This window comes from Ascidiaceihabitans sp. (assembly GCF_039986515.1).
Lineage (GTDB): Bacteria > Pseudomonadota > Alphaproteobacteria > Rhodobacterales > Rhodobacteraceae > Ascidiaceihabitans.
On sequence record NZ_JBDWQO010000007.1, the window covers coordinates 1,200,227 to 1,212,057 of the forward strand.

The window sequence follows — 11,831 nt, forward strand, 5'->3', positions numbered from 1 at the left end:
CGCACAAGCGCAAATCTGACCACAAATTTCTACCCGCACCGCCATCGCCCTGCTAGCATTGCATGGAACAGCAAAATGCAACGCGGGACGGATCATATGGAAACAGCGGAACTGATCGTGGCTTTGGCGCGTATTTGGGGCTGGGTTGGCGCGGCTGTGGCTTTGGCATTCCTGACGATCGGCATCGACCGCATCGACGAGGATGCGCAAGGCGCATATGTATTCCGCCCGTTGCTGATCCCCGGTATCTTGTTGCTGTGGCCTTTGGTCTTGTGGCGCTGGTGGCAAATCGAAACCTCCGCCTCCGGTTGGGCCGCGCGGTATCGCCCCGTGCGCCGGGCACATGGTGTGGCCGCAATTGCCATGTGCGCAGGGTTGGCCTTGATCTTGGTCTTTGGCCTAAACGCCCGCCAAAGCTGGCCCGTTGACACCCCCCCTGTCCAACTAAGCACAGGATCGAACCCATGAGCGTCAAATACATCCCCGTTCAATGGAACAAAAATAAATGGCGCTACAATGCCGTCATGCTGGCAGGTGTTGCCGCGTTTCTGGTGCTGTTCATCTACGTCACACCCGATGTCCTGAACCACGACCGCGCCATCACACCGCAAATCCACAACGCCCGCGCCTTTGGGGCCTGTGCCTTCATCATGCTGACGGTCATTTTGTGCATTGGACCACTTGCCCGGCTGGATCGCCGGTTTTTGCCGCTTTTATACAACCGCCGCCACTTTGGCGTTATGACCACCTTTGTGGCGCTGACCCATGCAGGCTACGTCGTGAACTGGTATTTTGCTTTCTCTGCGACCCCGAAATTTGAAGCCGTTCTGGCGGCCAACACGTCCTTCGGGCAGCTTGCCGGTTTCCCCATCGAGGCGTTGGGGCTGTTTGCGTTGCTGTGCTTGCTGGTGTTGGCCACAACCAGCCATGATTTTTGGCTGAAATTCTTGACACCGCCTGTGTGGAAACGCCTGCATTACCTGATTTATGCCGCCTACGTCACCATCGTGGCCCATGTGACCTTGGGGGTATTGCAAGACCAGCAGAACCACCTTTTGACCTTCATCGTGATCGCCAGCGCGGCCGGCGTGGCGGGCACGCATTTGGCAGCTTGGCGGATGGACGCCGCTGAAACGCGGCTACAGGCCAGCGACGCATGGGTCACAATCGGTGATGTGGCGCAGATGCGCGAGGGCTATGCAAGGATCGGATTATTGCCGGATGGTGATCGCGTTGCGGTGTTTTTGATGGAGGGCAAACTGAGCGCCATTTCCAATGCCTGCGCCCATCAGAACGGACCTTTGGGGGAAGGTAAAATCATTGCCTGCCTTGTAACCTGCCCGTGGCACGGGTTTCAGTACGATGTGCGGTCGGGCCGGTCCCCTGCCCCTTTCACAGAAATGGTGCCCACTTACCGTGTGCGGGTGCAAGACGGGGTGGTGCAGGTGCACCCGGATGCCAACCCACCGGGCACCCATGTTGATCCTGTCCCGTTGGCCGCAACACCAGAACCAGAGGCTTTGACATGAAACCCAAACCGTTTTTTGTCGGCTACTTTCCGATCCCGAAAGCCCTGCGGATGTTTTTGCTCTGTGCCGCGTTGTTTGTGGTGACGTTGATGGCCGCCATGGGCTTTGTGATGGGCGCAGTTCAAGACGATCCCGGCGCCGGCGCCTACCGCTTCGACTATGGCCGCCAAACGGTCACAGGCGTTGTCGAACTGACGCCCTATCCTTTGTTGCATGTAACGCAAGGCAACGACCGCATCAAAGCCGGCGATACCTTGATGATGTCGGCGGGAGGCAAAGCCGGGGTCGATGCCCGCGCCGTGTCCCTTGATGGCCAGATGGCGCAGGTGTCAGGCGTGGTACTGGAACGGGGCAGCTTGAACATGCTGCAACTGCGCGGCGGTCGAAATGGCATGCAAGCGGCACAAGGCACAAACCGTGCGCCCGCACCCGTGGATGAAGGCCGTTGGAAACTGACCGGAGAGATTTGCGACGGCAAATGCGTGGCGGGTTCCATGCGGCCCGGGCGTGGATTGGCGCATAAAGCCTGTGCAAACCTATGTTTGCTGGGGGGTGTGCCGCCGGTATTTGTGTCTTCGCAACCTGTTTTGGACAGTGAGTTTTTGCTTATTACCGGTCCCGACAACACGCCCCTGCCACCAGCGGCCTATGACGCGGTGGCGCAGTTCATTTCTGTCGAAGGCCACATCACGCGCCGCGGCAGCCTGCTGGTCTTTGCCATCGACACAGACACATTGGAGCTGGTGAAATGATACGACGTCTGGTGGCTTTGTCTGTGGTCGCATGTCTTGCGATTGCCCTGTTTTATGTATCGCGCTTTTGGTTTTTGGAGCTTTGGGGACGCCCGGGCCTGTTTGGCTTCGCAGAACTGCCGGCGCGCGGCGGGCTTTTGGCAGGATGGTTGCGCGGCACGATGTTCGCCCCGTTTGAGCTGTTGATCTGGGGATGCGGCGTGTTTTTGGTGCTGACCTGGGCCGAAAAACTGTTTGCGCGGTTCAAACGCGGCAAAGACCAGCTTTAAGGAATTAAGATGGCGCCGCGCTCAAACCTCGCCTCGTCCACGGTCAAATCATCATAGGTCACACGGACAGACAGGTTTGCAACAGACTGCAAGGCAAAGACGGCATAGGGCAACCCGTCGCTGTCTGTCACGCTGTTGGGTTGCGCTGTGCCAGTGTGACATGCAGGCATGGGCCAAACCGCAAAGCCCGCGTCGTTGACGGACACTTCAATCTGCGCAAGCCCGCAACGCCACGCCCAAAGATGGGTGACATAAACCAGATCCTGCCCATCCCATTCGCGCACAGCAATCCAGTTGCCCCGCGTGACGTTCAGGATTGGTTTAACTTCCGTGGCCGTGGTGAATTTGCCGGTCGGTGTCTGATCTTCCGCCACCAAAGTGCTTTGGGCCTGCGCTGCGACGGCAGCCCCCATCCAAAATGCCACAACCGCTGCTTTCAAACCCTGCATATCGCCCTCATTCAAATCTTACCGCTAAATCGCTTTTTTCGCGGATCATTCCACCCTATACTCTTTCACAAAAAAGAGGCTTAGGTCAGCATGGCACGAAAACCCAGAAAACAACAGAATTTCAACGTGGTGGTCGTGGGCCAATCCGGACGCCTTGGCTATGAAGCCGTGTTGTTTGCGGCCTCGCTGCGCCACCATTGCCCGGATTTCAAAGGCCGTTTGTTGGTGGCAGAACCGCAAGCGGGACCATTGTGGCCCAACGATCCCACAATGAAAGGCCCTGTGCGTGAAGCCTTGGAAGCCTTGGGCGCAGACATCGTGCCGTTTCAGTCGCAGCACTTCGGTGCCGACTATCCCTATGGCAACAAGATCGAAATGTTGCAGGCCCTGCCAAAAGGTGAGCCGTTTGTGTTTTTTGACACGGACACGCTTGTGACGGGTGATCTGACAAAAGTGCCGTTTGACTTTTCACGCCCCACCGCGTCCTTGCGCCGCGAAGGCACATGGCCCCATCCGCCCCTGTATGGCCCGGGGTATAGCGGCATCTGGAAGGCGCTTTACGACCGCTTCGATCTTGATTTTGAAAGCAGTCTCGATCTGTCAGAGCCAGATGAATACTGGAAGCGCTATTTGTATTTCAACGCAGGCTTTTTCTTTTACACCTGCCCTCATGCCTTCGGCGCTGTTTTCTTGGACTATGCGCTGAGTGTCAAAAACGATGTGCCCCCCGAGCTGGCCTGTCAGGAACTTACCCCGTGGCTGGACCAAATCGTATTGCCATTGGTTATTCACAAACTTGGTGGCGGGCGCGACACCCTGCCCCAAGGGCTGTTGGATGGTGCCGTCACATGCCATTATCGTTTGTTTCCGCTGCTTTACGCGCGTGAAAGCGACCAGGTGATCAAGGCGCTGGAAACAGTCGCCGCCCCCAACAAGATCAAGAAAGTCCTAAAGACCTACGATCCTATCAAACGCACTGTCTATCAGGGGCGCGGTCATAAGGTGCGGGCCTTGTTTGACCAAGACAATATGCCACGCCGTGAACAGGCCATTCGCAACAAAATCAAGTCTGAAGGCTTCTGGATGCGTTAAGCCGAAACGATGTTCCGGTTTGGCCTAAGATAACAGAACAAACACGCCATCTGCACCCACGACAAGGCCGTTGGACTTGTACCCCCTGTGCCCTTCCCGTACCCCTGTGCGCAACTGATGTAATCCAATGGAGACCCAAGATGACCGACGGCCCGACATATGGCTTCGACACGTTGCAAATTCACGCAGGCGCACGCCCTGATCCGGCAACAGGGGCACGGCAAACGCCGATCCACCAAACAACGGCTTATGTGTTCCGTGACGCCGACCACGCGGCGGCTTTGTTCAACCTGCAAGAAGTGGGCTTCATCTATTCCCGTCTGACAAACCCTACCGTGGCCGTTCTGCAAGAACGCATCGCCACGCTGGAAGGTGGCGTGGGCGGCGTTTGTTGTTCTTCGGGGCACGCCGCACAAATCATGGCGCTGTTCCCACTGATGGGTCCGGGTTTGAACATCGTGGCCTCGTCGCGCTTGTATGGCGGCACGATCACCCAGTTCAGCCAGACCATCAAACGCTTTGGCTGGGAATGCACTTTTGTGGATTTCGACGATCTGGATGCGGTCAAAGCGGCCATCGACGACAACACACGCGCCGTGTTCTGCGAAGCCATCGCCAACCCGGGCGGCTACATCACCGATCTGGATGCGATTTCCGCCATCTCTGACGACGCGGGCATTCCGCTGATCGTCGACAACACATCTGCCACACCATATCTGTGCCGCCCAATTGAACACGGTGCGACGCTTGTGGTGCATTCCACCACCAAATACCTGACAGGCAATGGCACGGTAACAGGCGGGTGCGTCGTGGATTCGGGCAAGTTTGATTGGTCCGCCAACGACAAGTTCCCGTCGCTCAGCCAACCGGAACCTGCCTACCACGGCCTGAAGTTCCACGAGACCTTCGGCCCACTTGCCTTCACCTTCCACGGCATCGCCATCGGTCTGCGCGATCTGGGCATGACCATGAACCCCCAAGCGGCGCACTACACGCTGATGGGCACCGAAACCCTGTCCTTGCGCATGGAACGTCATGTCGAGAACGCCGAAAAAGTCGCCGCATGGCTCGAAAAAGACCCGCGTGTCGATTACGTCACCTACGCTGGCCTGAAGTCATCGCCTTACCATGACCGTGTGAAGAAGATCTGCCCCAAGGGTGCGGGTGGTTTGTTCACAGTGGCGGTCAAAGGCGGCTATGATGCTTGCGTGAAACTGGTCAATGCGCTGGAAATTTTCAGCCACGTGGCCAACTTGGGCGACACACGGTCTTTGATCATCCATTCGGCGTCCACAACGCACCGTCAGCTGACAGTCGATCAGCAACGCGCGGCCGGGGCCGCCCCAGAAGTCGTGCGGATTTCCATCGGCACCGAAGATGCCAATGACCTGATCGCGGATCTGGATCAGGCGCTGAGCAAAGCCAGCAGCTGATCGTCCACCCCGATCAGCACATCATGGTGCACTCAAAAAACACATTAACGCGCCGCTCTTTTCTTGAGCGGCGCGTTGCTCTATCTTAGGATTGACGCACACGCGCCAACCTTGGTTAGAACAGGCTTAACAGCAACACTCATGACGCCCAAATTCGCGCTCTCATTGTCTTATGACGGCATCCGTCTGGCTTATCGGGCCAATGACGGCTGGCAAACTGTGGGCGACGTGGCCTTCGATACCGCCGATCTGACAGGCGCATTGGCGGATTTACGCGCACAGGCCGAAGATATCGCACCGGGCAATGTGGCGTGCAAACTGATCATCCCCGACGACCAGATCAAGTTTCTAGCATTGGATCACAATGCCAATAACCGCGCGGATGACACGGCCCGCGCCGCACTTGATGGCGCCACACCCTACGCTGTGGAAGACCTGGCATACGACGTCAGCACCACAAAGCATCAGATTTTTGTCGCAGCCGTCGCCAAAGAAACACTCGCCGAAGCGCATGCTTTTGCAACCGAACATAAATTCAATCCCGTCAGCGCCGTAGCACAACCCGACGCCACCGTTTTTATCGGTGAGCCATTTTTTGGGCCGACGGGAGATGCGCAAAACATCAATCGCCACGATGATCTGGTCATCATTACAGGGCCTTACATTGCTCCGGCACCAGCGGTCGTAGAAACCGTAGAAGACGACATCCAGCCTGCACCCACGAAGCCGGATGTGCCTGATGTTGATGTATCTGCCTCTGCTTCACAGCAAACCTTGGTGGACGATGGTGAGCTGCTGACCAAACGGCCCGATGACATTGCGGCGGCATCCGATGCCGAAACGCCCCAAACCGCCACGTCCGATGCTTTGGATGATGACAGTCCCGCATCAAATGCCGACAAAAATCCGCAAAACGTGCCGCTTGCCGTTGGGTTTGCCAGCCGACGCGCCCTATCGGGTGGCGCCCCATCACTGGCGGGTGTAGCGCGCGACGACGTGCCCGCGACAAAAGCGCCAGTCACAAAGCCGGTTCCCGCCACCGCCCCCCAGTCAAAAGCGACGCAAAAACCCAAAGTCGATATTGTCGCCGCGACCATCCCGATTGAAGAAGACACATCTGCAATAGCCAGCGCAGGCGGTGCCGCTTCCACCGCTGCTGCGTCTGCTGCGTCTGCTGCCAAGCAGGCCATGCGGTTTTTAAGCAGACGCAAACCTGCCAAAACCGCACCACCTGTGGCAAAAGCCGCACCAGCTGCAGCCGCGATAGCGACCGCACCGACATCCGAAGCACAACGCCTAACCGTTTTCGGAGCCCGAAAATCCGACCCGATTGTCGTGGGTGGAAAGCCACGGTTTTTGGGATTGATTCTGACGGCCACATTGCTGGTGTTTCTGGCCGGCGTCGCAGCCTGGGCCACAGTGTTTATGGATGACGGACTGGCCCGGTTCTTTGGCAAAGACACGCAAACGCCGACTTTGGCCGCACCTGCGGAGATTATTCCACAGAATGCCACGACGGAAGAGGCAACCACAGTTGTGGCATCGCTGGATCCTACGCTTAGCCCTGAAGACGCGGCTGTGCTGGATGCCTTGCAAGACCCTTTGCCCGAACCCGAACTGGACCAACCCGACCTAAGCCTTGCCGAACAAGAAGCGCGCTACGCAGTCACTGGAATTTGGCCCGTTGCCCCCTCGACCCCGGAACCTGCAAGTCTGGTGTCTTTGGACGACCTGTATGTCACCGGCATTGATCCCTTAAGCCCTGCGCAAGACGCCGTGGCGTTGCCGGATACGGCCTCTTACCAATCCGATCTGGCCTTGGCAGCGGTTCCCGCACCAGCAGCAGCAGGCACCGCATACACGTTGGACGATCGCGGATGGGTCATCCCGACACCCGAGGGTGCTGTGACCCCTGACAATGTCACAGTCTATCTTGGACGCCCCCCCGTTGTGCCCCCAACCAGACCTGCCGCACCCGAAGCGGCACCGGAAATTGACACTGCAACGGCAGCATTGGCAGGGTTTCGCCCCAAATCACGCCCCTCTGATCTGGTTGAAAACACCGAACGGTCCAATCTGGGCGGTGTAACCTTGTCGGAACTGGGCGGATTGCGTCCGCGTTTGCGCCCCGGCGTGCACCGGACCACCGAAGAACAGGAAATTGAAGACGCGCCGGAGGTGATCGAAAACCCGCTGGCAACCGCGACCAAACTGGCAACGGCCGCCTCTGCGCGCCCCGACACGCGGCCCCGCAACTTTGCCAGAATTGTTGCGCGTGCCCGGCAAAAGCAAGCAGACGCGCCTGCGGCCGAAACAACGCGTGTGGCTGCCGTCGCTCCGCGTACTGTGACGCCAAAAATTCCCACAGCGGCCAGCGTGGCCAAAGAAGCCACCGTGCGCAACGCAATCAATCTGGGCCGCGTCAATCTGATCGGTGTGTCTGGCAAACCGTCCAGCCGCCGGGCGCTGGTACGTTTGGCCAATGGCCGTATGAAACCGGTTAAAGTTGGCGACCGCATCGACGGTGGGCGTGTCACCGCCATCGGGGATGCCGAACTGCGCTATCAAAAAGGCAGCCGCAATCTGGTTCTGAAAATGCCCAAGGGCTAGGGTCACAACCTAAAGCCCCACAAAAAAAGGCGCAGGTCATACTGCGCCTTTTGTGTTTTTGATTGGTGGCCGGTCTTATCCCGCCGCAACCTCTGCGTTGATCTCACCATTGTCGATCTGTTCTTGTTCGATGCTTTCAAACAGCGCTTTGAAGTTTCCTTCCCCAAAGCCATCGTCGCCTTTGCGCTGGATGAACTCAAAAAAGATCGGGCCAATCACGGTTTTTGAGAAGATCTGCAGCAGGATTTTTGTCTCGCCGCCGTCCACGACCCCTTCACCGTCAATCAAGATACCATGCGTTTTCATCCGGTCCAGCGGTTCGTCATGGCCCGCAACACGCGATTTGCTGAGATCATAATAGGCATCTGGGGGGGCCGGCATAAACTTCAGCCCGTTCTCGGCGATGATGTCTGTGCTGTTGTAAATGTCATCTGATCCCACAGCGATGTGCTGGATGCCTTCGCCTTTATATTTTTTCAGATAGGCCACGATTTGCCCCGTCTCGCCACGGTCCTCATTGATGGGAATACGAATGCGACCACAGGGCGATGTCAGCGCACGGCTGAGCAACCCGGTAAATTTGCCTTCGATGTCAAAAAAGCGGATTTCTTTGAAGCCAAACAAATCGCCGTAAAAATGGAACCATGTGTCCATGTTTCCTTTGTGAACGTTATGCGTGAGGTGATCGAGATAGAAAAACCCGACGCCTTGCGGCTTTGACTGTGTAATCCAGTCGTATTCGTCGTTGTAAGGCGACGTGTCGAAATACTGGTCCACAAAATAGATCAAAGACCCGCCAATGCCTTCGATGGCTGGCACATCCAACACTTTGCCGTCGCCTGTGTAGGGCGTGGCCCCTTTGGACACCGCATGATCAAAAGCGTGTTGGGCATCACGCACCCGCCATCCCATCGACGGGGCGCATGGGCCGTGATCCGCGATGAACCCATCCGCAAAACTGTCTTTTTCGGCATTCAAAACATACGTGATGTCGCCCTGCTGCCAAAGCTCGATGGCTTGGGTTTTGTGGTTGGCCACATGTTCGTACCCCATGCGCGAGAACAGATCGCGCAATTCTTGTGGTTCGGGGTGGGCAAATTCGACAAATTCGAACCCGTCCGTGCCTGCAGGGTTTTCTGCTGTGATTTCGGCGCGCGGTGCGCTGTGCGGGAAAGGACCCATGTGTGCGTCTCCAAGAAAAAACTGTGTCTGATTGCGAAGATACGGCCAAAACGATGCGCAGTGTGCGCAAAGTGCAGCGTATGGATGGACAAATATGCGCCCATTGTGCAAATATTTCCCGAAAACCATAAAAGTGACGCATCATGTTGGACCCCACTGACCGCGCCCTACTGGCAGCACTGCAAAACGACGCACATTCAACCGCAGGACAGCTTAGCGATATGCTGCATTTGTCGGCCAGCCAAATCAGCCGCAGACGTCAACGACTAGAGACGGAAGGGTTCATTCAAGGCTATTCTGCAAGGGTCGATGCGACGCGCATGGGTTTAAGTGTGCAAGGCTTTGTGCAGGTGCATTTGGCCACGCATGGTCCCGACAATTCAAACAGCTTTGCGCGGATGGTTGATCTGCGTCCAGAGATCACTAGCGCATGGACAATGACCGGCGATGCCGATTATCTACTAAGGGTCTACTGTGCCGATCTGGCCGCGCTGAACACCTTGATACATGACGTTTTGCTACCCCACCCTGCTGTGGCACGGGTGCAGAGCCAAATTGTGATGGACCAATTGAAACGGGATGGGCCACTGCCAACAGGGTGACGCCCAAAATATAAGGAAACCCCATGGAAGGGTTCTTTTACCAAGCCTCGATCTATCTTGCCGCCGCTGTCATAGCCGTGCCCATCGCCGCCCGTTTGGGGCTTGGGTCGGTGCTAGGATATCTGGCCGCCGGTATCGTCATCGGACCTGTGTTGGGTTTGGTGGGTGCCGAAACCAAAGATCTGCAACATTTTGCAGAGTTTGGTGTCGTGATGATGTTGTTCCTGATCGGGTTGGAGCTGGAACCACGCGCCCTTTGGGATATGCGGCACCGGCTGCTCGGGCTTGGGGGCATGCAAGTGGTCCTCAGCACAGCCGCTTTGATGGGTGTTGCTATGGCTTACGGCCAGCCCTGGGGCACAGCGCTGGCCATTGCGCTGTCCCTGTCTTTAAGTTCGACCGCGATTGTCCTGCAAACCCTGTCTGAAAAGGGTCTGATGCAAACCACTGGTGGGCGGTCGGTGTTTTCCGTGCTGTTGACGCAAGACATCGCGGTAATCCCGATCCTTGCATTTTTACCGCTTTTGGCTGTGACCCTACCGGCGCAGGTTAACCCGGACGGATCTATTCACCGCATTGCCGTCGAAGATCACGGCGATGGCCACCATGCCGCCGCCATGAGCCTTGTGGAAGGTCTGCCAGCTTGGGGCGTGACCGCTGTGACGATTGGCGCTGTGGCGGCTGTGATCTTTGTGGGGGTGTTTCTGACGCGACCCGTGTTCCGCTTTATACACGCGGCCCATCTGCGCGAGATGTACACGGCATTGGCCCTGCTTATTGTGGTTGGTATTTCATTCCTGATGACGCTTGTGGGCCTGTCTCCGGCGTTGGGCGCGTTTATCGCGGGTGTTGTTCTGGCATCCAGCGAATTCAGACACGAATTGGAATCCGACCTTAACCCCTTCAAAGGTCTGTTGTTGGGGTTGTTTTTTATCACCGTGGGGGCCGGCATCAACTTTGCGCTGCTCTTTTCAAACGCACCTGCCATCATAAGCATGGCATTGTTGGTGATATTGCTGAAGGGCTTGATTTTATGGGTGCTGGGGCGCGCCTTTAAACTGAAAGGCCGCGATCATTGGTTGTTTGCACTTAGTTTGGCACAAGCGGGGGAATTCGGGTTTGTCCTTGTTGGGTTTTCTGCATCGCAATCTGTGATTTCACCGGGCGTGGCCGATACGTTGTTGCTGGTCATTGCCTTGTCGATGTTGATTACGCCACTTTTGTTCATTTTGTACGAGATGATCAGCCGGTCGATGAAGGACACTGCCACCGAACACGAAGCTGACGAGATCGACGAAGAAGGCCCTGTGATCATCGCGGGGATCGGGCGGTTTGGACAAATTGTGAACCGTCTGGTTCAGGCATCCGGTTTCAAGACTGTGGTTTTGGACCACAATATAGAAACCATCCAGTTGATGCGCCGCTTCGGCTTCAAAGGCTTTTTGGGCGACCCGACACGCCCTGACATCCTGCATGCCGCCGGTTTGGATCAGGCGCGGGTGCTGGTGGTTGCCTTGGACGACAAGGCCGCCGCCATTCGTTTGGTTGAAGTGGCGCGCAAGATCAGACCCGATCTGCACATCGTGGCCCGCGCCTATGACCGCAGCCACACCTACCGCCTGTATCAGGCAGGTGCCAACGACATTGTGCGCGAAATGTTCGACAGCTCTTTACGGGCGGGCCGGTATGTTCTGGAAAACATCGGCCTGAGCGAATTTGAGGCGGCAGAAGCTGAAAAGGTGTTCTATCACCATGACCGCGAAGCCGTGAAAGAGCTTGCAGCCCTTTGGAAGCCCGATGTGTCAGCGGCTGACAATGAAGCTTATGTGGCCCGCGCCAAAGAGCTGCAAAAGGATCTGGAAACGGCCTTTCTGGCCCAGACAGACGAGCGCAAAAAAGCCTGAATATTTGAC

Annotated in this window: 11 protein-coding genes; 9 read left to right on the plus strand and 2 right to left on the minus strand. The window is 56.8% G+C overall.

Going from position 1 to position 11,831, the window contains the following annotated elements; translation table 11 throughout:
- Positions 1–75 precede the first annotated feature (75 nt).
- From ABJL60_RS08625 to ABJL60_RS08640, 4 genes are read left to right on the plus strand one after another with little or no spacing between them, the layout of a single operon-like run.
- Positions 76–468: a hypothetical protein gene (locus ABJL60_RS08625; protein WP_348373859.1), complete on the plus strand. Its 393-nt coding sequence runs from the start codon at positions 76–78 to the stop codon at positions 466–468.
- Positions 465–1,529 carry a Rieske 2Fe-2S domain-containing protein gene (locus ABJL60_RS08630; RefSeq protein ID WP_348373860.1) on the plus strand — a complete coding sequence of 355 codons (1,065 nt, stop codon included), beginning with the start codon at positions 465–467 and terminating at the stop codon, positions 1,527–1,529. The genes ABJL60_RS08625 and ABJL60_RS08630 overlap by 4 nt, the downstream gene beginning before the upstream one ends.
- Positions 1,526–2,281 (plus strand): hypothetical protein, encoded by a 756-nt coding sequence (locus tag ABJL60_RS08635; RefSeq protein ID WP_348373861.1) that lies wholly within the window; start codon positions 1,526–1,528, stop codon positions 2,279–2,281. The genes ABJL60_RS08630 and ABJL60_RS08635 overlap by 4 nt, the downstream gene beginning before the upstream one ends.
- Positions 2,278–2,550, plus strand: a complete 273-nt coding sequence (locus ABJL60_RS08640) for a hypothetical protein (RefSeq protein ID WP_348373862.1) — start codon at positions 2,278–2,280, stop codon at positions 2,548–2,550. The genes ABJL60_RS08635 and ABJL60_RS08640 overlap by 4 nt, the downstream gene beginning before the upstream one ends.
- Here the strand turns inward: ABJL60_RS08640 and ABJL60_RS08645 are convergent.
- Positions 2,547–2,999, minus strand: coding sequence for a hypothetical protein (locus ABJL60_RS08645; protein ID WP_348290455.1), 453 nt, complete (start codon positions 2,997–2,999; stop codon positions 2,547–2,549). The two genes, ABJL60_RS08640 and ABJL60_RS08645, sit on opposite strands and share 4 nt — an antisense overlap.
- Before the next feature lie 90 nt (positions 3,000–3,089).
- On the opposite strand from ABJL60_RS08645, the gene ABJL60_RS08650 reads away from it, so the two are divergent.
- The 3 genes from ABJL60_RS08650 (at position 3,090) to ABJL60_RS08660 (ending at position 8,134) form a co-directional block, all read left to right on the plus strand.
- A complete protein-coding gene (locus ABJL60_RS08650; protein WP_348290453.1) occupies positions 3,090–4,091 on the plus strand; it encodes a hypothetical protein in 1,002 nt (333 codons plus the stop codon).
- A 140-nt stretch (positions 4,092–4,231) separates the two neighbouring features.
- On the plus strand, positions 4,232–5,524 hold the full coding sequence (locus ABJL60_RS08655) for an O-acetylhomoserine aminocarboxypropyltransferase/cysteine synthase family protein (RefSeq protein ID WP_108827867.1): 1,293 nt from the start codon (positions 4,232–4,234) through the stop codon (positions 5,522–5,524).
- Positions 5,525–5,665: 141 nt separating this feature from the next.
- A complete protein-coding gene (locus tag ABJL60_RS08660; protein WP_348373863.1) occupies positions 5,666–8,134 on the plus strand; it encodes a hypothetical protein in 2,469 nt (822 codons plus the stop codon).
- A 75-nt stretch (positions 8,135–8,209) separates the two neighbouring features.
- On the opposite strand, the gene hppD is transcribed toward ABJL60_RS08660, so the two are convergent.
- Positions 8,210–9,316: a 4-hydroxyphenylpyruvate dioxygenase gene (gene hppD / locus ABJL60_RS08665; protein WP_348290449.1), complete on the minus strand. Its 1,107-nt coding sequence runs from the start codon at positions 9,314–9,316 to the stop codon at positions 8,210–8,212.
- Between the two features lie 143 nt (positions 9,317–9,459).
- Between hppD and ABJL60_RS08670 the strand changes: the two genes are divergently transcribed.
- Both ABJL60_RS08670 and ABJL60_RS08675 read left to right on the plus strand, forming a co-directional pair.
- Positions 9,460–9,918, plus strand: coding sequence for an Lrp/AsnC family transcriptional regulator (locus tag ABJL60_RS08670; RefSeq protein ID WP_348373864.1), 459 nt, complete (start codon positions 9,460–9,462; stop codon positions 9,916–9,918).
- A 23-nt stretch (positions 9,919–9,941) separates the two neighbouring features.
- A complete protein-coding gene (locus ABJL60_RS08675) occupies positions 9,942–11,822 on the plus strand; it encodes a monovalent cation:proton antiporter-2 (CPA2) family protein (protein ID WP_348290445.1) in 1,881 nt (626 codons plus the stop codon).
- Positions 11,823–11,831: the final 9 nt, after the last annotated feature.

Coding starts and splice junctions, on each gene's coding strand:
- ABJL60_RS08625 (WP_348373859.1), top strand. CDS start 76: ATGCAACGCGGGACGGATCATATGGAAACAGCGGAACTGATCGTGGCT.
- ABJL60_RS08630 (WP_348373860.1), top strand. CDS start 465: ATGAGCGTCAAATACATCCCCGTTCAATGGAACAAAAATAAATGGCGC.
- ABJL60_RS08635 (WP_348373861.1), top strand. CDS start 1,526: ATGAAACCCAAACCGTTTTTTGTCGGCTACTTTCCGATCCCGAAAGCC.
- ABJL60_RS08640 (WP_348373862.1), top strand. CDS start 2,278: ATGATACGACGTCTGGTGGCTTTGTCTGTGGTCGCATGTCTTGCGATT.
- ABJL60_RS08645 (WP_348290455.1), bottom strand. CDS start 2,999: ATGCAGGGTTTGAAAGCAGCGGTTGTGGCATTTTGGATGGGGGCTGCC.
- ABJL60_RS08650 (WP_348290453.1), top strand. CDS start 3,090: ATGGCACGAAAACCCAGAAAACAACAGAATTTCAACGTGGTGGTCGTG.
- ABJL60_RS08655 (WP_108827867.1), top strand. CDS start 4,232: ATGACCGACGGCCCGACATATGGCTTCGACACGTTGCAAATTCACGCA.
- ABJL60_RS08660 (WP_348373863.1), top strand. CDS start 5,666: ATGACGCCCAAATTCGCGCTCTCATTGTCTTATGACGGCATCCGTCTG.
- hppD (WP_348290449.1), bottom strand. CDS start 9,316: ATGGGTCCTTTCCCGCACAGCGCACCGCGCGCCGAAATCACAGCAGAA.
- ABJL60_RS08670 (WP_348373864.1), top strand. CDS start 9,460: ATGTTGGACCCCACTGACCGCGCCCTACTGGCAGCACTGCAAAACGAC.
- ABJL60_RS08675 (WP_348290445.1), top strand. CDS start 9,942: ATGGAAGGGTTCTTTTACCAAGCCTCGATCTATCTTGCCGCCGCTGTC.